This is a genomic window from Paenibacillus sp. FSL H3-0469 (genome assembly GCF_038051945.1).
Lineage (GTDB): Bacteria > Bacillota > Bacilli > Paenibacillales > Paenibacillaceae > Paenibacillus_AQ.
Genome location: NZ_CP150302.1, coordinates 2,644,001 through 2,665,865 on the forward strand (window position 1 = coordinate 2,644,001; position 21,865 = coordinate 2,665,865).

A 21,865-nucleotide genomic window follows, 5' to 3' on the forward strand; every position below is an offset into this window, starting at 1 on the left:
AACCTGGCTCACAGCCCGGACGTCACTCCGGCGAATATTTGGACTTCCGGCCGCTGCCCGTATACAGATTTCCTGATTAGACCGCTGTTCGCGGTAGAAATCCGTATACAAAGGCGGGCGCTACCGCTCCTACAGTTCCAAAATTCCCCTCCGGTCCTTCTTGCTTTTCGCTATTTTCTTTGATTCAACTTATGTTAGGTTGTTGTATAGTAGAGGTAAAGCCCTGGCAGCTTGGACAAGCTGCCGGGGCTTTTTTATGAGAGGCATCCAAGCTAGTACAGCATCAGAATTATTATTGTGAATATCACCATTACCGGCTCTTAACGAACCAGCGTCTCATTCTCATAGCAGTCATTGGATGCTGTAGGCGCTGGAACGATAGCAACTGCATTTTGTACACTAGAATACTGTAAAAAAGCCTTCAAAATAGAATCTATTGTATTCGGTACAATTGAATTTTGAAAAAGGGCCAATTTTCACCCAAAACACAACATTCTACTGTATGAAATACAATAGAATCGCTTTTTACGGTCAGCTATGCGTTTTCTATTGCAGGATATACAATCACTTACTTGAATGTAGGATTAGAAGTCCGCAACAGGTGCAATATCAGCCTAATATTAGCTCGCTTGCTGAGGGTTGCCGTGCCTGATCAGGGTGCATGGGATTTGCAATGAGACCATAGGGTCAAATGTATGCGTCGAAAACCGAACCTACTAGTTTAGGTGGTTTCTATGAGACCATATTGTTACTGGGACGTAGGAGTAGGGATGATCTTTTTACAGGAATGAGGTGTGCGGAGTGGCTATACATATTCAGGAGTACGGAGACCCGAATGGGGATTATCTGGTGGTCTTCCTGCATGGCGGGGGCGTGAGCGGATGGATGTGGGAGAAGCAGATGGCGGCGTTCGCTGGTTATCATTGTCTGGTCCCGGATTTGCCGGGGCACGGGTTCAGCCGGGAGGATAAGGAGTTCACGATCCGCAGCAGTGCGGAGGAGCTTGTATCCATTATTGAGGAGCGGGCTCAGGGAAGAAAGATTGTTGTTACCGGATTATCTCTGGGCGCACAGGTGCTGGTTCAGATGCTGGCTATGAGGCCGGAGCTGATCGATTATGCTATCATCAACAGCGCGTTGGTGCGGCCGATTCCCTCCGCCAGCAGGCTGATCAGACCGGCGGTCAGACTGTCTTTTCCGCTGATTAAGTACAGATGGTTCGCGAAGCTGCAGGCTAAGACGCTCTATCTGGGCGGGGAGTACCTGGAACGGTATGTTGAAGAGAGCCGGCAGATGGAGCTAATGACGCTGATCCGGGTGCTGGAAGAGAATATGTCGTTCCGCATTCCAGCCGGGTTCAGCGAGGCCTCAGGCAAGATACTGGTTACTGTAGGTGAACGTGAGAAATCTGTCATGAAGCAATCCGCCCGGGATCTGGTGGCCGCCAACCCCCGCTCCATGGGCGTGGCGATTCCCCGGATGGGACACGGCCTCTCTCTGGCTAATCCTGAGCTGTTCAATAAGCTCGTCGAAGCCTGGATACAGGGCGGGGAGCTGCCCGGGGAATGCAGAAAAATTTGATCCGGGTGCCGCCGAGTGATGATTACTCCACTCCCTAGTTCAGATCCTCCCTGATTTTGTAGCGGACAGCAAAATAACTTAGGAATAGAATCGCCGCAATAGCCACTCCGAACGTATGAATCAGGTCAGCCGTGCTGCCTAAATCCTTCACCCTGATAATGGTGTTGATCAGCAGATATTTTGTCAAATGAATGTCCGTAAACAGATTTTCCAGCGCCTCCAGCACCATCCCGATCACATTCAGAGCCAGAACGATGCTGGCAGTTAAGCTAACTAACAGGTTCCGTGTAACCATCGCTATACAGAGAATCAACAGCGAGAACGCCCAGTGCAGAAGGAATTGGCCCGCCAGCAATGTAATGAACGCCCCCGGTTCCCCCAGATCTGTCTGGTCCCATAACAGCTTTCTCGCGATTCCGTCTGCAACCAGCAGGGTCAAGAACATCATGGCCACGAATAGCGAGAGAATCGCCATTTTGGAGAAGACGGAGTGGCTTCTGGCCTGCCGCATGGAGATATAGTTCTTGGAGAAGCCGGAGTTCCACTCGCTCATGTAGAAATAGATCGTGAACACTGCAATATAAATCAGCATCCAGGAAGGCGGCTGCGAGATGGTATACTGGATGAATTCGCTCTCGGTTAAGCTGCTGAGCATCGGACGGCCCTCCACCGGCTGCTCGTATTGCTTCATCATGAAGATGCCAAAGATCTGAAAGGCACAGAACAAAAGCAGCAGCAGGTACATAATCTTGTTCCGCGTGAAGCGGTACAGGTCCATTTTGAACAGGTTAATCATGGCGTTCACCTGCACTTTCCGTGCGCTCCAGGAAATATTGCTCCAGGCTCTGCTTATGCCTTGCGATGGAATCCACCATTACCCCATGCTGCGCCAGCACCTGAACGATCTGCCGGATGTGGATATGCCGGTCGTATACATAGACCGTGCGGCTATCCACCACCTTATATTGTGTAATCTTCAGCTCGCGCTCCAGCACCGGTAGAGCCTCCCGCGCTTCCTCCACGCTAATCTCGATCCGTTCCTCACAGCGCTGCTGCAATTGTTCCTTGGAGAGCACCTCGACGAATTCTCCCTGATGGATGATGGCATACTTGGTGGCGATCTTCGATAGCTCCTCCAGAATATGGCTGGAGATCAGAATGGTCAGGCCCGCTGCGTTCAGCTCCAGGATGAGCTCCCGGATCTCTACAATCCCCTGCGGATCAAGCCCGTTAATCGGCTCATCCAGAATCAGTACATCGGGGCTTCCGAGCAGAGCCACCGCGATTCCGAGCCGCTGCTTCATACCCATGGAATAGCTTTTGACTTTGGCGGTATTCTTAGGGTCCAGCCCAACAAGCTTCAGCAGCTTCCCGATCGTTAACTCCCTGTCACTTAGGCCATACGCGATGGCGAGCAGCTTCAGGTTCTCATAGGCTGAGACATTCGGGTATAATCCGGGCTGCTCAATCAGCACCCCCATCCGCTCAAAAAAAGACTGGTCCCCCGCCGCCGCACGGTTGAAGAAATGCAGCTCTCCCGAGGTCGGATACACCTGTCCGCTAATCATCTTAAGCAGTGTGGATTTGCCCGCACCGTTCTTCCCGATGATGCCGACAATCTCCCCTCTGTAGATTTTGAGATTGGCACTGCGCACCGCCGCTTTCGATTTGTACATCTTGGTCAGTCCGCTTAGTTCAATAATGCAATCTGTCATGTCTGCCACCTCCTTACCCTAAGTTAACAGGATGAAGACTAATAGTTCGCTAACAAAAGGTTAAGAAAGTTCAAAGTTCATCATGGACTCAGCCGGAAGCCGATGCCCCAGACCGTATCGATATAGGCTTCGCTGTCGTGCGCCTTGATTTTATTGCGGATATTGCTGACATGGACCGTTATCGTCTTGTCCTCGCCCAGATAGATCTCCTCCCAGGCCAGCTCATAGAGATCCTGCTTTGTGAATACGCGGGTAGGGTTCCTGACCAGCAGCTCGACAATCCGGTATTCCTGACGGGTCAGAGCAAGCACGCTGCCATGAATCCTGACACTGTAAGCCGTGCAGTCCAGCACCAGATTTTTATGCCTGAACTCCTTCACCGGCTCACCGCCAGCTGTCCGCTGGATATGGACATGGATACGGGCAATCAGCTCCTCCAGCTCAAACGGCTTGGTCACATAATCATCAGCGCCCAGCGTGAACAGATCCAGCTTATCCCCCAGTTGATCCTTGGCCGAGAGGACAATTACCGGAATCCGGGACTTCAGCTCCCCGCGCAAACGTTGCATGAACGCCTCTCCGGACAATCCGGGCAGCATCAGATCCAGGACAATCAAGTGGTAGTCCTGCTCAGCCAGATTCAGCATCCCCTCACTGCCTGAATAGGACTGGGTGCACTGATACCCTGCGGAGGTAAGCCCGTCATGCAGAATTACGTTAATATGCTCGTCATCCTCAACGATGAGAATTCTTCTGCGAAGCCCGCTATCCTTGAGATGGATGCTCATGGCTATACTCATCCTCCCTTTTTGAGAATCCGATCAGTATGCTGAAAGTATCCGCCGTACACCCGGCCTCTGCATGACCGTTCATCTTCTCCATCAGCGCCTTCACAATTGAGAGCCCCAGACCTGAGGAATGCCGGGTACGCGACGGATCTTCTTTGTAAAAGCGGGTAAATATCTTCTCCGTATCCACCCCGCTGCCTGCCTTAAGCCGGTTCGTGAAGCGTATACACAGCACCTCCTGCTTGTCCTCAACCTCTATGGCCAACGTGCCTTCGCCATGAATGAAATAGTTGCCGATGATATTGGTAAAGATTCGTTCCAGCGCATGGAGATCCCCCATCACCCGGGGAGAATGCACCGGCAGCCGTAGCTCGGGCTCACTCTCCGATCCGGCGAAGGCATCAATGAAAGTGAACAGATTCCGCTTCAGCACCTCCATAACATCCACGGGCTGCAGCTCGAGACTGTATTCGGGATTCTGCAGCTTGGTATAGAGGAACAGCTCATCCACCAGCTTGATAATCTGCTGTATTCTCGACTGGGCAAGCTCTACGTACCGCCCCTTCTCCTGCTCCACCTCTGTCCGCAGCGCCAATTGCAGATAACCGTCCAGCGAAGTAAGCGGCGTCCTTATATCATGTGACAGACTGGTAACCGCCAGATTCATCTCCTGATTCTTGCGGCTGAACTGTTCTCCCATCGCGCTCTGTCGGCTTAACAGGTTGTTGCAATCCTGTACCAGTCTGCCGATCTCCTTCGGCTTCAGTTGGGTAACTATCCGCTTACGGGAATCGTGCTCCATGATAAAAGAGAGCTGGCTGCTGATCTGCTTGACCTGTCCCCGGTAATTCAGCAGGTAGACAGTCTGGCCGATCAGCAGCAGCAGGAGTCCTGCCAGAACAATAAGGATACGATCAACTCCTCTCATATGGTTTTATTATATACGATTACAGAGTCTTAGTCCGGGGCAGGGGTGAGCTTGTGGCGTAAGGTGATGCCCTCCTTGCCCACTCTGAGCTGAATCTCCCCCTGCTGATCCGTCCGGTAGACGCGGGTTCCCGTACCGTTCAGACGCTCCAGCACAACACCGTGCGGATGTCCGTACAGGTTATTCACACCGGCTGAAATCACAGCGGCGCCGGGGGTCCAGAAGGCGAGCCAGTCTGCGCTGGTGGCGGTTTTGCTGCCGTGGTGAGCGACCTTGAGGATGTCGATGGGTCTGCCTTGCTTAATCCCGGATTGATTCGCGGAATGTAGGATGGCTTCTTCTGCCGCCTGGTCCATATCTCCTGTGAAAAGAAAGCTCCGGCCGTCCATCTCCAGCCGGAACACCACCGATTCGTGGTTCTGGTCTTCCACTTCCTCCGGCAGGGTCTGTCCATCCGCTGGGGGCTCCGGCCAGAGGAAGTTCAGCCGCGTGGCCTCGTCTGGGGCCAGCGTCATGCCCTGCTGCACCGGGTATAGCTGGACACCCGCGTCCAGCGCGGTCGCCATCAGCTTGGTGTAGGGCTCCGTTTCGGCTAATGTTCCGTTGAACAAAAGCGCCGATACCGGCATCCCTTCCAGCACCGCCTGCAATCCTCCGGCATGGTCCTGATCGCCATGCGTCAAGATAACCGCATCCAGCCGGTGAATTCCCCGCTGCTTCAGGAGCGGCAGCAGCGTCTTCGCCCCGACCTCGAACGGGCTGCGGCGGATGCGCCATTCCTCCCGGTTGCCGAAGCTTACGGTCCCGCCGCCGTCCACCAGGATATGGGCTCCGCCAGGCGTGGTAATCAGGCTGCTGTCCCCCTGGCCTATGTCCAGGTAGCTGATGGAAGCGGAGCCGTCGCGTAGAGCTTCGGCGTTATAGCCTTTGTAGAGCAGAATGGTCAGGCCTATAGCGCACAGCATGGCTACAAGATAACTCCATCGTGATAGGCCTGATTGAGGGTAGGATTGGAAAGCCAGTGCGGCTATTCTGCTGTTCGCAGCCCCTGCCGAATCCAGATCGTTATTGCGGCCAGTGCGGCCAACTCTGCCACGGAGTAGTTTACCTCTCGGTTCCGGCCTCTCCATCTCCGCCAGCGGACGGGTCTCATCATCCATGAACTGTGGAACAAGCTTAGCCTCAGTCCTCCGTTTCAACATGTGTAACAAACCATATAGCAGCCCATAGTAAAGGCAGATCCACAGGATTGACGGCGAAGCCCAAATCAGCACAACGGCGGTGAAGCTGTTCACCCACTCTACGACTGCGAAGGTAACATTATTAAGCAACTCCGCAAGCCGTGCAATGAACAAGGCTGCGTCATTCCATACCCGTCCCAGCATTAGCGCCAGCGTCCCCAGTGGCAACACCAGGAAGGTGATAAAGGGAACCAAGAGCAGATTGGCTACAACGGATAACAGCGAGAATTGGTTGAAATAATAGATCGTCAGCGGGAACGAGACCAGTTGAGCAATAATCGTTACCGAGAGGCTGCTGCCCAGCCAGCCCGGTAACCGCCTGAATAGCGGCGCAGCGAGCGGTGTATACACCATGAGTCCGGCCGTCACCAGAAAAGACAGCTGAAAGCTGACACTAAGCAGCAGATAAGGATTCCAGACCAGCATCATCAGCGCGGATGCAGCCAGAATATTCAGTCCATCCTTGAGCATGCCCAGCCTTGCCGCCAGCAGGGCAATCATGCTCATGATCCCGGCGCGGATCACAGACGGTCCGGCCCCAGACAGCAGCACATAGACCGGGACCAGCAGCAGGGTCACTGTCAGTGCGGTTTCTCTGGTTAAGCGGCAGCGGCGCAGAAGAATTAGGATTACTCCGACGTACACCGCTACATGCATCCCCGAAATGGCCAGGATATGGGTGAGCCCGAGCTGCGAGAACTGTCTGAAGGTCTCCGGGTCCAGTTCCTTTTGGATGCCGATGACAAGACCCTTCATATAACCCGCATGAGGCTCCTGAAATAAGCGGCTCATTTCTGCACCGAGCACAGATCTTGCCTTATCATTCCAGCGCAGAATCGTGGACGGCTCCCACGAGACTTGAGGGTTAACGGTTACACTGGCTGTTCCCGTTCCTTTTAGCAGCCAGTGAATCTTTTGGGTGAGCAGATAGGCACGGTAGTCGAATCCGCCGAAGTTGCGCGCTATCTGGGGCTGGATTAATTCCCCCTCAATGACCACCCGGTCTCCCCGCTGCCACTGCGCAGCCACCGCAATTTCACGCTCCTCCTGGAGCTTGATCTGTACAGTTACAAGTTCACCTTTAGCTTGCTTCTTCTCCACGGCTCCAGCTGCATCTGTCTTTGCCGCAACATTCGGATTGAATTCCTTTGCATTCTTTCCTTCTTCTCCTTCCGCTGCAGACTGTTCCCCTTGCTGATGCAATCTGATCCCGGACAGCTTCACGACAAAATCAACCCGGTCCCCGTCCCGCTCCACCGGAGAAGCAATAACGCCTGCGGCTGTTACATAAGCCTCATTTAGTTCGCTCACCGGTTGCCCCAGCACCTCAGGCAACAGACTCACATTTCGTACCTCACTATATTCCCAGTATAGGGCCGACACAATCAATCCCATAACCAGCACCGCTGCCGCCCTCCAGCGTATGCCGCCGCTCACCGCCCATACTACAGGCAGCAACAGCATCACGGCGAGGCAGAACAGCAGACTGCGGCCAGAGAACAGACAACCTGCGGCACTTCCCGCCACCCAGCAAACCGTGAGGCTTAATAACGGCCTTTTGTTCATGATTATCTCTCCTTCCTAATTAGCTCTAGACGCCAAAAAACCTCTGCATACGCATACTACATGCGTGTACAGAGGTTCTTCCCCTGGGCCAGTCCATATTCTAGCGGGATCTTGTTCACTCGAACTAACATTAAATCCTGCCGGTGTACGCCGTTACTCAGATATCGAAATCATCGTTTCCTTAGGCGGCTCGTAGTTCTCCAATTGGCGGAACACGATTCCTTTGGAGGAGAGCATCGCCTGCACCTTCTCCATATCTTTCTTGTAAGGACGCAGGTAGACAATCTCCACGATCCCGCTGTTAGCCAGCATATTGGCACAGGTCCAGCAGGGCTCATCCGTAACGTAGACCGTACTGCCTTCCCGGTCGCTCCGGTCGGTGAACAGCAGCAGATTCTGCTCGGCATGGATTGTGCGGATGCAGCGCTGCTTTTTGACCATTGTCTCTACACCGTCTATCATCTCACGCTCGTATTGCTCAGAAACCATACATCCTGCTTCCGAGCAGTCAGGAACGCCCATCGGTGCACCGTTATAGGCCGTACCCAGCAGCTTCTTCCCCTGCACCAGCACCGCACCGACATGGCGGCGGGGACAGCGCGAACGGGTGGAGACCATGCAGGCAATATCCATGAAGTATGTATCCCAGTTCTTGCGGTAAGCCACAGTCATCAGCAATCTCCACTTTCTCTAAATAGTTGTTCATTATTGTAGCATACCTGGCTGCGTTTTCACTAGGATATTGATACACTGAATCGCCGCAGAGTGGGATGTGATTGCACTTTGTACAATAGAAATTGCATTCTCAGCTCTTAAGTAATGTTCTGCTGCACTTTATACAATTGATTCTCTCATTTAGTCTCCAATGACTCTCTTTTGCAGAATTCTAATGTACGAAGTGCAGCAGATTCAGTTTTCCGACGGATTGAGGGCAAATCTAATGTACAGAGTGCAGTTGAAACTCACTATTCCTCAGCCCATGCTCTGAGAGTGAAGCCCTTTTAGTGGAAAAACTACAACTGTTGCTGGAAAAAGCGCCGAATATAAGGTTGTAATTGGAAAAACGACACTTAATTCGTTACAAATTATTGATTCTGCGCATTCGGACCAAATTAGCTGCCCTAAATCCACTTACTGTTCGTCAGGGTACCGTTAGAGATTTATTAAGTGTATAAAATCCAACTGCTTCCCCCTGCAGACAGGCTGTTCGTATACAATCAGGATGGCAGCCTTAAAAAGTCACCAGCGGCTTCAGCTTCTCCAGCAGCTTGAGGCCGATGCCCTTCACCTTCCCTAGATCGTTCGCGCTGCGGAATGCGCCCTTGCTGCTGCGGTAGTCGATAATCGCCTGCGCCTTTTTCTCCCCGATGCCCGGCAGGTCCATCAGGGCCTTGGCATCGGCAGTGTTCACATTAATCCGGCCGTCATCCGCTGCCGGGGCTGCAATGCCAGTGGCTTCGGCTCCCGCTGTTGCAGTGGCCGCTCCATTGCTAGGTGTTCCTCCATTGGTGACCGCACCATCAACAACTCCGCTACCCGCCGCGCTTGCATCATTCCCGCCTGCAGCTCCATTGCCAGTCACACTCCCGCCAGCTCTTGTATCCACTGTTACACCACCCGTGGCAGCATTTCCAGTTACTCCACTACTCGCCCCACCTGCCACACTCCCGCCTACCGCTCCATTCCCCGCCATACCGCCACCAGCTGCCTCGCCACTTGCCCCTCCACTACTATCCACAGCACCTGCACCTACCGCCTTCCCATCCGCCACACTCCCGCCAGCTGCCCCGTCCGCGGAACTCTCGCCATCAGTGCCTTCGTCTGCCACTCCCAGCGCCTGCGCCATTCCGGCATTCAGCGTTGACCATCCGGCAATGCCGGCGTCCTGTGCTCTGTGGTCTGCGGCCCACACCAGACCGCCGCCCAGCAGCGCGGCGGTGATGGCGCAGATGATCATTCTTTTATCCATCAGGTTGTCCTCCCTCATCGAACTGGAATTTTATTCAAAAATCCGGTTAAAACCTGTCATTGGTCCAAGTCTGGCCTGCATACACTTAACGAAGAGTATTCCTGTAAGCCAGCAGCATAAGAAAGGAGGTACCACAGGATGAAAGTGGGATTTATCGGAACAGGCAGCATGGGAAGTCTGCTGATCGACACCTTCCTTCGGTCGGGAGCCCTTGATCCATGTGACGTGATGGCCAGCAACCGCAGCCCGGGCAGGCTGATGGAGCTGAAGAAGCTTCATCCCGGAATTACGATATGCTCCGGCAACATCGAAGCCGCCTCAGAGAGCGACCTCGTGCTCCTGTGCGTCAAGCCTTTGCAGTTCAAGCGGGTAACCGATGAGATCGCCCCTTATCTGCGCAGCGACCAGATCGTTGTATCTATTACAAGCCCTGTGCAGCTCTACCATCTGGAATCGGTCCTGCCCTCCAAGGTCGCCAAAATCATTCCCAGCATCACCCATTCCGTCAGAGGCGGGAGTTCGCTGTGCATTTTCGGAAGCCGATTAAATAAAAAAGACAGGCTGCTGCTGCTCCAGCTATTCTCCTGCATTGGAGTTCCGGAGGAGATTCCTGAGGGTCATACGCGGATTGCCTCGGATTTCTCCAGCTGCGGTCCAGCCTTTCTGAGCTATTTCCTGGAGCGGTGGATTGAAGCGGCTGTAGAAGCAACCGGCATCGACGAAGCCCTGGTCACCCGGCTGGCGGGTGAGATGCTGCTGGGTACGGGTAAGCTGCTGACCGAAGGCTCATTCACCCCGCAGGAGCTCCAGGAACGGGTTGCCGTCCGCGGTGGCATTACCGCGCAAGCCCTGAATCACTTGCAGACCAGTCTGGAGGGGGTATTTGAACGCCTGATTACCACCACACACGACAAGTACGATGAGGATGTGGAAAAGCTCGACGAGCTGTTCGGGCTGGGCAGTATCGCGCAGAGCCGACTCGACCGCTAGCAAAATGCATCCATTAGCAGGGCCATTTCCTCCATAGGGCAATCAGCGGTCCCCTCCACCTCCGTAGAGAGCGCCCCGAAACCAAGAAAGCCCGCAGCACGGATACCTCCGTTGCTGCGGGCAGAATTGCGTTCTTCGCTTAACCCACTACGATATTTACCAGCTTGCCGGGAACGGCAATGATTTTGCGTACGGTTTTGCCTTCGACAGCCGCCTTCACATTCGGCAGAGCCAGGGCGTGGTCCTGCATCTCCTGCTGGCCCATATCCGCCGGAATCAGCGCGCGTTGGACGATTTTACCGTTCACCTGAACCACGATCTCAACCTCAGCATCTACAGTCAAGGCTTCATCATAGGCTGGCCAGGCAACATAGCTGATGCTTCCTTCATGGCCCAGCAGTTCCCACAACTCTTCGGCAATATGCGGTGCCAGCGGGGACAGCATCTGCACGAAATGTTCAGCTGCTTCCTTGGACAGACTCTCCTGCTTATAAGCGTCATTGATGAAGATCATCAGCTGGCTGATCGCCGTATTGAAGCGCAGCAGCTCGAAATCCTCAGTGACCTTCTTCAGCGTCTTATGCCAGGTGCGTTTGAATTCATCCGTGCCGCCGCCCTCTGTAATCTTCGCGCTGAGGCTACCGTCTTCATTCACGAACAGGCGCCATACGCGGGAGAGGAAGCGGTGAATGCCTTCGACGCCCTTCTCGTTCCAAGGCTTGGTGGCCTCCAGCGGCCCCATGAACATCTCATAGACGCGCAGGGTATCTGCCCCGTAAGCTTCCACGATCTCATCCGGGTTAATGACATTGCCGCGCGATTTACTCATCTTCTCATTGTTGTTCCCCAGGATCATTCCTTGGTTGACCAGCTTGTGGAACGGCTCCTTGGTATCGACTACGCCGATATCATAGAGTACCTTATGCCAGAAACGGGCATACAACAGGTGAAGCACCGCATGCTCCGCTCCGCCGATGTACAGGTCGACCGGCAGCCATTCCTTTTGCTTCTCCGGTGAACACAGCTCCTGATCGTTATGCGGATCGATATAGCGCAGGTAGTACCAGCAGCTGCCGGCCCATTGCGGCATGGTGTTGGTCTCGCGGCGGGCCTTCATGCCGGTCTCGGGATCAAAGGTCTCCACCCACTCGGTCACATTCGCCAGCGGAGATTCACCGGTGCCCGATGGCTTGATCGCATCCACATCCGGCAGAACCAGCGGCAGCTGATCCACAGGCACAGTCTTCATCGTGCCGTCTTCCAGGTGCAGAATCGGAATCGGCTCGCCCCAGTAACGCTGGCGGCTGAACAGCCAGTCGCGCAGGCGGTAGGTTACTTTGCCCTTACCGCTGCCCTTCTCTTCCAGCCAGGCGATCATCTGAGCCATCGCTTCAGTATTGGACAGGCCGTCGAGGAATCCCGAATTGACATGCGGACCGTCACCGGAGTAGGCTTCTTCTTCGATATTGCCGCCCTGCACCACTTCGATGATGTTCAGGCCGAACTGCTTGGCGAACTCCCAGTCACGGGCGTCATGGCCCGGAACGGCCATAATTGCTCCGGTTCCGTATCCGGCCAGCACGTAGTCGGCAATCCAGATTGGCACCTGCGCGCCGTTCACCGGATTAATCGCATACGCGCCGGTGAATACACCGCTTTTCTCCTTCGCCAGATCCGTGCGTTCCAGATCGCTCTTGCGCGAAGCCTTGTCGCGGTATTCGGCAACGGCGGCCTTCTGCTCCTCTGTGGTAATAGCATCCACCAGCTTATGCTCCGGTGCGAGTACGCAATAGCTTGCTCCGAACAGGGTATCGGGACGGGTAGTGAACACTTCAAGCACAGCGTCATGGCCCTCTATCGCAAAAGTTACCTCAGCACCGGTCGATTTGCCGATCCAGTTGCGCTGCATATCCTTGATGCTCTCTTCCCAGTCCAGTTCCTCCAGATCCTCCAGCAGGCGGTCGGCGTATTCGGTAATCTTCAGAATCCACTGGCGCATCGGTCTTCGGACGACGGGATGGCCGCCGCGCTCGCTTTTGCCGTCGATGACTTCTTCGTTCGCCAGAACGGTTCCCAGCGCCTCACACCAGTTCACCGAAACTTCGGCTACATAAGCGAGTCCGCGGTTATAGAGCTGGATGAAAATCCACTGCGTCCACTTGTAGTACCCCGGATCGGTCGTGCTGATCTCACGGTCCCAGTCGTAGGAGAAGCCCAGCGACTTGATCTGGCGGCGGAAATTGTCAATATTCTTGAAGGTAATATCACGCGGATGCTGCCCGGTATCCATCGCATACTGCTCAGCCGGAAGTCCGAAGGCATCCCAGCCCATCGGGTGCAGCACGTTGTAGCCGCGCATCCGCTTGAAGCGGGACACGATGTCGGTGGCGGTATAGCCTTCCGGGTGGCCTACGTGCAGTCCTGCGCCGGAAGGATACGGGAACATATCCAGGGCGTAGAACTTTGGCTTGCCTGATTCTTCACTTGTCTTAAAGGTTTTGTTCTCGTCCCAGAACTTCTGCCATTTCGGCTCGATGGTCTGGGCGCGGTATCCAATATTGTCGCTCATCTTGTGCTCCTCCTTGGAGTGTTGCTGTATTAGGTAACTCTATTGTAAAAAAGACTGTAAATAAGGGTCACTGCAGAAAGTTTTGGGCTTCCGCCCGCTGTTATACTCGGATTTCTGATTATAAGCTTCAGGGTAGAAATCCGAGTATAAAGGCGGCCACTAACGTTGCTACAGCTCCAAAATTTCTTTCCGTTCCTTTATATTTACATAAAATCTGTAATAACCAATTCACTTGCCCAGTGCAACAGCAAAGCCCAATATCCGCCCATGATTCGCCGGGCTAACTATGCTGTTTTTCACATACATTGAGGCCGTGTGCCTGCTTTCGAGCACAATGTATGTTGTTTTTCATATACATTGAGGCCGTGTGCCTGCTTTCGAGCACAATGTATGCTGTTTTCCACACACATTCAGGCTGTGTGCCTGCTTTCGAGCACAATGTATGTTGTTTTCCACATACATTCAGGCCATGTTCCTGCTTTCGAGCACAATGTATGCTGTTTTTCACATACATTGAGGCCGTGTGCCTGCTTTCGAGCACAATGTATGCTGTTTTTCATATACATTCAGGCCGTGTGCCTGCTTTCGAGCACAATGTATGCTGTTTTTCACATACATTCAGGCTGCGTGTATGCTTTCGAGCACAATGTATGCTGTTTTTCACATACATTCAGGCCGTGTGCCGCTATACCAACCGATTGTATTCGGTTTTAACCAGAATTTCAGTCACGTTCAGCATCATAGTCATTCTACGAAACTTTCCAAGAACTCTTATTCACAAATTTACACACAGCTTTTTCACAGCAACAGGAAACTATAGTTTCCTATTACAGCAAAAAACCTCCCATCCCTAGCGTATAATCGCTAGGGACGAGAGGTTTGAATTCCCGTGGTACCACCCTAGTTAGCGGCGGACATTCTTTGTCCGGCACTCACTTTGACACCCTGTATCGGGGGTGAGCCGACGTCGGTTCACTCGCATGTCTCCCTAAGGGACCTGCGGCTCGCGCCATTACTCGGAGGTGAGTTCACTGCGGCCCGTTAACCGGCTCGCACCTTAGGTGCCGGCTCTCTGCAATAACGGTCTCACGAATTAATACTCCTCTTCATCGCACTGCTATGATAACTCTTCTTATCGTAATATTCACCACATTATAACCAAAAGATACATGTACCGTCAATCCTTTCACCCGAAGTCGCGGCGAAGAAGCCGCCATTGCCCATGTAACTGAAGCGGCGGCGGGATCGGCTGCCGCTTCTACGCCGGCCTTCTGCGGATATAATAGCCGATGATATGCTGAATGACCACCTTGGCGGCAGCGAAGAAAGGAACAGCCAGAATCAGGCCGATCATTCCGGCGATCTCCCCGCCGACCAGCAGCGCGAAGATAATCAGCAGCGGATGCAGATGCAGCTTCCGTCCTACAACCTGCGGAGAGATCACGTTGCTCTCCAGCATTTGGCACAGGGTGTTCACCACCGCCACCAGCAGAACAAGGCGCCAGGACAAGGTCGAAGCCATAACAATAGCCGGAGCCGCCCCCAGGAACGGACCCATATACGGAATAATGTTGAATACCGCAACAACACAGGCGAACAGCAGCGCATAAGGCATGCCGATAATTGCGTAGCCGATATAAGCGAGCACGCCGATGATGATGCAGACGAGAAACTGCCCGCGGATATAGTTGCCGAGCGCTTCATCAATATCTTTTAACAGCATCACAATCGACTTGCGGCGCGAACGGGGCAGGCAGGATACCACCATCCGTTCGAACACCTCGAAGTCCTTCAGAATATAGAACACGAGAAAAGGCACAATGAATGCGTTGAACAGCACGCCAATGGTCGAAGCGATATTATTAAGGAAGTGGGAGATGCCTTCGGCCAGGCGGTTCTCCAGCTGATAGAACCAGTTATTCATTCCCGTCTCCACGCCGGGCGGAATCAGCCTGGAATTCATGCCCTTCATCAGCCCCTGCGCGTGCAGCGTCATCTCCGGCAGATGCTCATTCAGCTCCTCCAGCTGTTCAATGAACATCGGGATCAGGTTGATCAGGATCACCGCAAGCGAGGTCAGGAACACCGCATAGATCAGCAGGACAGCTACGCTGCGCGGCATTTTTCTTCTGGAGAGCATAGTGACCACCGGATTCAGCACATAGGAGATAATCATGGCGGCCAGGAACGGGGCCAGGATTGCTTTTAGAAACTGGAATACCCCATTCAGCATCGGACGGAGCAGCCAGACGAAATATAGAATAATCAGTGAGAGCAGCACGCCGGTCATCCAGCGGAGCCATTTACTGCGGAACCACTCCTCCATAATCTCCCTCCTGAACGTGTACAGCCCTTAACCATCATGCCTAATAGTATGTGTGGGAGGGGAATGAAATACTCTGCTCTGCAAAAAATTGGTTTTTTGTTATTTTAGTTCGCAGGTTGGTATAGTGGCCGGGTTCAAGGTTCGCTACAATCATATTGTAAAGCGCTTACATTATTGAGGAGGGTATTGTATATGAGGAGAAAGCTACACAAGTTATTCGGTGCAGGGATGACCCTGCTGCTTGCCGGTCTGCTGACAGGAGCTCCGTCTGTTTCGGCGGCCACCGTCTTTAATGAGCCTCTGACTTACTTCAACCCCGCAACCTGGCAAAAAGCAGACGGTTACTCGAACGGCTCCATGTTCAACTGTACCTGGCGTGCGAATAATATCTCATTCACCAGCGGCGGACAGCTTCGTCTGGCCCTGACCAGTCCCAGCAATAATAAATTTGACGGCGCGGAATACCGCTCTGTCTACAAGTACGGCTACGGCAAATACGAGGTCAGCATGAAGCCGGCCAAGAACAGCGGGATCGTCTCCTCCTTCTTCACCTACACCGGGCCTTCAGATGGGACACCTTGGGATGAGATCGATATTGAGTTCCTCGGCAAGGACACCACCAAGGTCCAGTTCAACTATTACACCAATGGCGTTGGCGGCCATGAGCAGATTGTCAATCTTGGCTTTGATGCTTCCCAGAGCTATCATACGTACGCCTTCGACTGGCAGCCGGGTTATATTAAATGGTATGTAGACGGGGTCCTGAAGCATACGGCCACCAGCAACATCCCCTCCCGGCCCGGTAAAATCATGATGAACCTCTGGAACGGAACGGGGGTAGATTCCTGGCTCGGTTCCTATAATGGGGCGAACCCTCTGTACGCCTATTACGATTGGCTGAAATTCACAGGCAACTAACTTGCAGGCAGGTGATGGACCCCGGCGATGCGCAAGCGGCATCCGCCGGGGTCCTTTTGTCAATGCGGATCATTGCGGAGCATCTTCAATATTTGTTATTCCAATCGCCACATTGTTATGGCGGCTGCAGCCGCCCTTCTGTACGATATATAGAAGAATGCAGCACAGGAGGAACAGAATTGTTGGAGCCGCCGCCAGGTACGTTGGCCGGAGCCCATGTGTATCTACGACAAGAAACCGCCTTATATTGAGGCGGTTTCTTGTCCCTGCGGCATCTAGCGGCTGCTGCGGTCCCAGGCATTGACCTCCATGGTTTCAGTAAGTCCGCCGTAGGTGTTCCACTTGTGCACGAATTCGTCGAATTCTTCAAGCGGGCTGTCTGCGAAGATGATTTTGATGAAGCTTTTCTGCTCCAGCTTCTTCAGCAGTTCGCCGTCGCGCTGCATCGTCGCAGTCGGAGGTCCCGTGAACTGCTCCTTGCGGGAAGCCTCCTTCTGGCCCAGCAGCACAGGGGCAATGTCCTTCGGGATCTCCCGGATGACGCCGGAGGGAATCCGGGCCCCGTCGAAGGTTAGCGTGTACGAGGCTACGCGGATGCCGCCCAGCGGCAGCTCCGAAGACTGGGCGCTCGGCTGGCCGCCCGCCATGGTAAAGTCATAGCCCTCTGCAAGACCATGAGCGAATTCACCAGTCGAGGTAGCATATGAATCGAACAAATAATTCTGATACGTAAAAAAGATCTCAGGGTGCTTCATCTTCTTATTGATCAGAATGGCACCGTTGACAGGCAGGGTCCCTCTTCTCATGGCGAGGCCGCCCGGTCCTGAAGGGATGGGAATTGCCCGGACACGCGCATCAGCGTCACTCTTGGTCAAGGAGGACAGGGGCCAGCCACCCATCCAGTAGGGTCCGGCAATGATACCCGCCTTGCCGGAGATGAACTGGTTCGCCGCTCCCTCTTCATCCAGCCAGGCACTGTCAGCGCTCAAATACCCGCGCTGTACCCATTGCTTCATGAGCTGGACAGCCTTCCTTGCCTCGGGCTGGATGGAGCCGTACTCCAGGGTGCCGTCACTCCGGCGGTTCCACTGCTCAGGAACCGTACCATAGGCGCCGAACACCCAGCTGCTGTCTCCCATCCAGGTGCTGGGCCCGTTGCGGAATCCGGCCGACAGGCCGTAGGTATCCTTGATCCCGTTGCCATCCGGGTCCCGGTTGACGAAGGCATCCATGACCTGCTCCAGCTCATCCAGGGTCTTCGGTGCTTTCAGATGAAGCTTGTCCAGCCAATCCTGGCGGACCCAGAGCAGCGGATCGGAGTTATATTCATAATCCATAATGGGAATGGCGTACCTGTGCGCGCCGCGCACGAAGGGGTTCCATGCCGAAGCATCCTCGGCAACAGCCTTCTTCCACACCTCGGACGCATGCTGCTCGAACAGGTCGCCGACTTCCATGAATTGCCCTGAATCAATCAGCTCCTGGATAATATCGGCATCTCTGGTCGTTACGATGTCGGGCATATTGCCTTTGGCCAGCTCCAGCCTCAGCTTGTTGGCGTAGGTCTCTGAGGTGCCGGAGATCGTCCAAAGATAGCGGATTCGGATGCCAAGCCGCTTCTCGGCCCAGGCCGTATGTACGTTGTGTTCCAGGCTCTCCCCTTTGATGAAATTGAGATTGGGGTTCACGGAGCCGACCGTATACAGGTCTACAGGAGGATCATATTTGCCTTCCTTAACATCGAAGTGAGGGGCTGTACTCTGCGGTGAAGCCGGCGGCTGACTATATTCGGTGCTGTGCCAGGAGTAGCCTGCCAGAATCAGGAGCAGCAGCAACAGCGGGGAACGGACTTTCATGAAACCACCTTCTTTTCGTAGAGTTCATAATCTTATGATACACTTCTCCATATTACAGCAAATGTCTTGAAAAGGATGATCTTTATGGTGGCATGGCGTCCCAACCTGTTCATTAAAATGGTGGCAATCCTGCTCTCCCTGATTGCAGCCACACTCTTGTTCTACGGATCGTCCTACCGTAAGGATGTCGGAGTCATTACCAGTCAGATCAAAACTACCGACCTCAATCATCTGGAATTCCTGACCCAGCAGATGGATAACAACATTAACCAGCTCGCGGGCAGCATGTATGCCCTGCAGAGAGATCCCACCATCCGCGATTATGAGCAGATTACACAGCTGGGCCATCTTATTGATCCAGCCCAGACGATTATGACGGTGCTCGAGAAGCTGTCTCTCCAGACCAGCTCCAGTACCTGGGAGAACCGGATTGTCTTGTACAAGCCCTTCAGCGGGGAGACCTTAGGCTCGGATTCGTCGTTGTCCTTCGATGTCACTGTCCTGCACAAGCCGCTTCCGGCAGGCTGGGAGTATATCTCGGCGGACAGGTCCGGCGCGGAGGCAGGCTTCCGGCTGCTCTTGTCGGACCCCTCCCAGGCAGCAAGCCGGCCGCGCGAGGCGCAGCTGCTGATGTCCATGTATTTGCCGGTCTCCAATATTGAACGGATGTTCGATGCCTACCAGTCGCAGAACACGGGCGATACCTTCTTGTACCATCCGTCATTCGGGGTGATCCTCTCGCGGAGTTCGGACCGGCAGATGGCGGAGCAAGTCACTGCGGCACTGAATATCACGGCCGGGAAGAGTACCTCCGACATCTTCGACCTTACACAGGGCAGCTTCCTGGTCAGCTCGGTGCCCTCCTCGGCCATCGACTGGCAAGTCGTGCATTATTCACCGCTGAAGGAGATTCTTGAGCCGATCCGCAGCAGCCGGACTTCCTTCCTGACGGGATCGGCCATCCTGCTGGCGATGAGCCTGCTCTTCTCCTTACAGCTCTACCGTCAGGTGCAGCGTCCGGTGAGCCTTCTGCTTCGTTCGCTTAACCGGATGAAGGAAGGCCGCTGGTCTACCCGTATCCATACGCGGACCAATCCGGAGTTCACGCTGCTCAATCAGGAATTCAATGACATGGCCGAGAAAATCCAGTCGCTGATCGAGCAGGTCTATCTGGAGCAGCTCCGGGCCAAGGATGCCCATCTGAAGCAGCTTCAATCACAGATCAATCCGCATTTCCTGTACAACTGCCTGTTCTTCATCAAGAGCAAGGCCGCCATAGGAGATACAGAGTCTGTCGAGGCCATGGCGCTCAGTCTGGGCGAATATTACCGCTATATTACCAGGGTCGATCATTCCCTCACCACTCTTCAGGATGAGCTGAAGCTGCTGGAGACTTACCTGAAGATCCAGAACCTGCGGAAGCAGCGAATACGCTACGAGGTGGAGATGGAGAGCGGGCTGCTGGACCTGCATATTCCGCGGCTGCTGATTCAGCCTCTGGTAGAGAATAGTATCATTCATGGCATTGAGCGAAAAATCGGTCCGGGCTCCATCCGGATCACCGGCCGCCATACCCGGGAAGCCATTCTCATTACCGTAGAGGACAACGGTGCCGGTATGACAGAGGAGGCTATTGCAGCACTTCAGGTGCGTATCAACGAAACCACGCGTGAGGATGGAGGCTGCGGGCTATGGAATGTCCAGCAGCGTCTCAAATTACATTACGGCGAGGCTTCCGGCCTAATAATTGCCCCATCACCTGAAGGCGGTCTAATCACAACTCTCCGTATGGAGAAGAAAGAGGAACCTGATGCACCAAATTCTATTGGTTGACGATGAACCCTATGTGGTCGATGATCTGTCCATTTCAATTCCCTGGGCGGAGATGGGCTTCGGACAGGTCCACAAAGCTTATTCCGGGTATGAGGCGCTGGAGCTGCTCCAGCGTCATCCCATCGATATTGTAGTCACAGATATCAATATGCCGGAGCTGTCCGGCACCGAGCTGATTGCCGCCATCCGCAAGCGCTGGAAGCATATCCGGGTGGTGATGCTGACCGGCTATGCGGAGTTTGAATATGCCCGCAAGGCTATTGAAGAGCAGGCCAGCGCCTATCTGCTTAAGCCGATAGCGAACGACCAGCTGATCGCCGTCATCGGTAAGCTGCAGGAGAAGCTGCGCAGTGACTGGGAGGCCTGGTCCTCCCACCAGCGGACGATGCAGACCTTCCGCGAGCATCTGCCGATCCTGCGGGACCGCCTGCTCGGGGAGCTGCTGCAGGGACGGAAGCTGCCCGGGCCGCAGCTCCAGGAGCGGCTGGGCCAGTTCGACCTGCCGTTCAGGACCGGGCTGCCGGTCTGTCTGGCCGTGGTCCGTCCCGAGGAATTCTTCCGGCGCCAGGATATGCACAGCATGCTGCTGTTTGAATATGCGATCATTAATATCGCCCAGGAGCTGTTCCAGGACCGGTTCCTGATCTGGTCCTGCAAGGATGTGCATGACTATCTCGTATTCCTGCTGCAGCCCAGGCAGGATCTTGAACACGGCGGCAATCCCGGAAATGAGGTGGCTCAGGCTGCCTATCAGCTGCAGAATCATGTCAGCACCCTGATGGGAGGCGGCCTGTCCGTGGTGACCACCGGCTGGGGCGACTTCCCGGATCAGGTCTACACTCTCTATCAATCAGCCATTTCCGCCATCCGCCAGCATATCGGCAGCGAGACCGGCATCTATCTCGATACCACAGATAACAGCAGCTCCCAGCCCGTGGAGATTCTCCAGCCGCTGTATGAGCCTCCGCTGCTGTTCCACATGTTCGAAGCGAACAACTGGCAGGGCATTGAAGATAAGCTGAACGCTATCGTCATGGAGCTGCTCGACAGTCCCGAGCGGTCACTGGAGCATATCCAGGAAGCCCGTCTGCACCTGGAGACAGCCTTCTATTACTTCGCCCACAAGAATAACAAGCTGCTGAGCGATATTATCGGCAATCCGCTGCTGGAGCAGGCTCCCTTTCAGACGCCGGACAAGCTGCGGGAGTGGGCTATGGAGGTTATCCTTCTGCTGAGAGAGCATACGGATTCCGAACGGCGGAACAGCCGGACCGTGCTGATCCGCAAGGTTCATGAGTATATCAACCGCAATCTTCACTATGTCTCCCTACAGGCCATCGCTGACCATGTCCAGATGCATCCGGTCTATCTCTCCAAAATGTACAAGCTGGAGACCGGCAAGCGCATCAGCGACTATATCAGTCAGGTAAAGATGGAAAAAGCGGCGTATCTGCTTATCCATACGCCGCTCAAAATTTATGAAGTTTCCTCGGAGCTCGGGTACTCCAACGCCCATTATTTCATTAAGCTCTTCAAGGAGTATGCGGGGATGACCCCGCATGAATACCGTGACCGGGCGCTGTAA

At 54.1% G+C, this 21,865-nt stretch carries 15 protein-coding genes; 5 read left to right on the forward strand and 10 right to left on the reverse strand.

Features of this window, described 5'->3' with window-relative positions; all coding sequences use genetic code 11:
• The first annotated feature begins 801 nt into the window (after positions 1–801).
• The gene (locus tag NSS83_RS11485; RefSeq protein ID WP_341348277.1) at positions 802–1,581 is read left to right on the forward strand and encodes an alpha/beta hydrolase; all 780 of its coding nucleotides are present in this window, start codon (positions 802–804) and stop codon (positions 1,579–1,581) included.
• A 34-nt stretch (positions 1,582–1,615) separates the two neighbouring features.
• Here the strand turns inward: NSS83_RS11485 and NSS83_RS11490 are convergent, their stop codons facing one another.
• From NSS83_RS11490 to NSS83_RS11520, 7 genes are all read right to left on the reverse strand, one after another.
• On the reverse strand, positions 1,616–2,392 hold the full coding sequence (locus tag NSS83_RS11490) for an ABC transporter permease (protein ID WP_341348278.1): 777 nt from the start codon (positions 2,390–2,392) through the stop codon (positions 1,616–1,618).
• Entirely contained in the window at positions 2,370–3,296 is a 927-nt protein-coding gene (locus NSS83_RS11495; RefSeq protein ID WP_341184378.1) for an ATP-binding cassette domain-containing protein, read from the reverse strand. Before NSS83_RS11495 ends, NSS83_RS11490 begins: the two co-directional genes overlap by 23 nt.
• Before the next feature lie 80 nt (positions 3,297–3,376).
• The gene (locus tag NSS83_RS11500; protein WP_341184377.1) at positions 3,377–4,084 is read right to left on the reverse strand and encodes a response regulator transcription factor; all 708 of its coding nucleotides are present in this window, start codon (positions 4,082–4,084) and stop codon (positions 3,377–3,379) included.
• Positions 4,062–5,012 carry a HAMP domain-containing sensor histidine kinase gene (locus NSS83_RS11505; RefSeq protein WP_341184376.1) on the reverse strand — a complete coding sequence of 317 codons (951 nt, stop codon included), beginning with the start codon at positions 5,010–5,012 and terminating at the stop codon, positions 4,062–4,064. The genes NSS83_RS11500 and NSS83_RS11505 overlap by 23 nt, the downstream gene beginning before the upstream one ends.
• Before the next feature lie 29 nt (positions 5,013–5,041).
• A complete protein-coding gene (locus NSS83_RS11510) occupies positions 5,042–7,819 on the reverse strand; it encodes a ComEC/Rec2 family competence protein (RefSeq protein ID WP_341184375.1) in 2,778 nt (925 codons plus the stop codon).
• Between the two features lie 153 nt (positions 7,820–7,972).
• Positions 7,973–8,491, reverse strand: a complete 519-nt coding sequence (locus tag NSS83_RS11515; RefSeq protein ID WP_340752204.1) for a dCMP deaminase family protein — start codon at positions 8,489–8,491, stop codon at positions 7,973–7,975.
• Between the two features lie 559 nt (positions 8,492–9,050).
• Positions 9,051–9,788 carry a helix-hairpin-helix domain-containing protein gene (locus tag NSS83_RS11520; protein ID WP_341348279.1) on the reverse strand — a complete coding sequence of 246 codons (738 nt, stop codon included), beginning with the start codon at positions 9,786–9,788 and terminating at the stop codon, positions 9,051–9,053.
• Between the two features lie 138 nt (positions 9,789–9,926).
• Here NSS83_RS11520 and comER point away from each other — a divergent pair, with 138 nt between their 5' ends.
• Complete coding sequence (comER, locus tag NSS83_RS11525; RefSeq protein WP_341184373.1) at positions 9,927–10,778, forward strand: late competence protein ComER; 852 nt, start codon at positions 9,927–9,929, stop codon at positions 10,776–10,778.
• Between the two features lie 139 nt (positions 10,779–10,917).
• Here the strand turns inward: comER and leuS are convergent, their stop codons facing one another.
• Together leuS and NSS83_RS11535 are read right to left on the reverse strand one after the other, a co-directional pair.
• A complete protein-coding gene (gene leuS, locus NSS83_RS11530) occupies positions 10,918–13,347 on the reverse strand; it encodes a leucine--tRNA ligase (protein WP_341348280.1) in 2,430 nt (809 codons plus the stop codon).
• Between the two features lie 1,258 nt (positions 13,348–14,605).
• Complete coding sequence (locus NSS83_RS11535) at positions 14,606–15,673, reverse strand: AI-2E family transporter (protein ID WP_341184371.1); 1,068 nt, start codon at positions 15,671–15,673, stop codon at positions 14,606–14,608.
• A 192-nt stretch (positions 15,674–15,865) separates the two neighbouring features.
• Here NSS83_RS11535 and NSS83_RS11540 point away from each other — a divergent pair, with 192 nt between their 5' ends.
• Positions 15,866–16,591: a glycoside hydrolase family 16 protein gene (locus NSS83_RS11540; RefSeq protein WP_341184370.1), complete on the forward strand. Its 726-nt coding sequence runs from the start codon at positions 15,866–15,868 to the stop codon at positions 16,589–16,591.
• A 275-nt stretch (positions 16,592–16,866) separates the two neighbouring features.
• On the opposite strand, the gene NSS83_RS11545 is transcribed toward NSS83_RS11540, so the two are convergent.
• Entirely contained in the window at positions 16,867–18,447 is a 1,581-nt protein-coding gene (locus NSS83_RS11545) for an extracellular solute-binding protein (protein WP_341348281.1), read from the reverse strand.
• A gap of 84 nt (positions 18,448–18,531) precedes the next feature.
• On the opposite strand from NSS83_RS11545, the gene NSS83_RS11550 reads away from it, so the two are divergent.
• Complete coding sequence (locus NSS83_RS11550; RefSeq protein ID WP_341348282.1) at positions 18,532–20,280, forward strand: sensor histidine kinase; 1,749 nt, start codon at positions 18,532–18,534, stop codon at positions 20,278–20,280.
• Positions 20,258–21,865: a response regulator gene (locus NSS83_RS11555; protein ID WP_341348283.1), complete on the forward strand. Its 1,608-nt coding sequence runs from the start codon at positions 20,258–20,260 to the stop codon at positions 21,863–21,865. The genes NSS83_RS11550 and NSS83_RS11555 overlap by 23 nt, the downstream gene beginning before the upstream one ends.

What these genes read in the sequence shown, in the direction of transcription:
- NSS83_RS11495 (WP_341184378.1), bottom strand. Translation starts at nt 3,296, where the DNA reads ATGACAGATTGCATTATTGAACTAAGCGGACTGACCAAGATGTACAAA.
- NSS83_RS11500 (WP_341184377.1), bottom strand. Translation starts at nt 4,084, where the DNA reads ATGAGCATCCATCTCAAGGATAGCGGGCTTCGCAGAAGAATTCTCATC.
- NSS83_RS11505 (WP_341184376.1), bottom strand. Translation starts at nt 5,012, where the DNA reads ATGAGAGGAGTTGATCGTATCCTTATTGTTCTGGCAGGACTCCTGCTG.
- NSS83_RS11510 (WP_341184375.1), bottom strand. Translation starts at nt 7,819, where the DNA reads ATGAACAAAAGGCCGTTATTAAGCCTCACGGTTTGCTGGGTGGCGGGA.
- NSS83_RS11515 (WP_340752204.1), bottom strand. Translation starts at nt 8,491, where the DNA reads ATGACTGTGGCTTACCGCAAGAACTGGGATACATACTTCATGGATATT.
- NSS83_RS11520 (WP_341348279.1), bottom strand. Translation starts at nt 9,788, where the DNA reads ATGGATAAAAGAATGATCATCTGCGCCATCACCGCCGCGCTGCTGGGC.
- comER (WP_341184373.1), top strand. Translation starts at nt 9,927, where the DNA reads ATGAAAGTGGGATTTATCGGAACAGGCAGCATGGGAAGTCTGCTGATC.
- leuS (WP_341348280.1), bottom strand. Translation starts at nt 13,347, where the DNA reads ATGAGCGACAATATTGGATACCGCGCCCAGACCATCGAGCCGAAATGG.
- NSS83_RS11535 (WP_341184371.1), bottom strand. Translation starts at nt 15,673, where the DNA reads ATGGAGGAGTGGTTCCGCAGTAAATGGCTCCGCTGGATGACCGGCGTG.
- NSS83_RS11540 (WP_341184370.1), top strand. Translation starts at nt 15,866, where the DNA reads ATGAGGAGAAAGCTACACAAGTTATTCGGTGCAGGGATGACCCTGCTG.
- NSS83_RS11545 (WP_341348281.1), bottom strand. Translation starts at nt 18,447, where the DNA reads ATGAAAGTCCGTTCCCCGCTGTTGCTGCTGCTCCTGATTCTGGCAGGC.
- NSS83_RS11550 (WP_341348282.1), top strand. Translation starts at nt 18,532, where the DNA reads ATGGTGGCATGGCGTCCCAACCTGTTCATTAAAATGGTGGCAATCCTG.
- NSS83_RS11555 (WP_341348283.1), top strand. Translation starts at nt 20,258, where the DNA reads ATGCACCAAATTCTATTGGTTGACGATGAACCCTATGTGGTCGATGAT.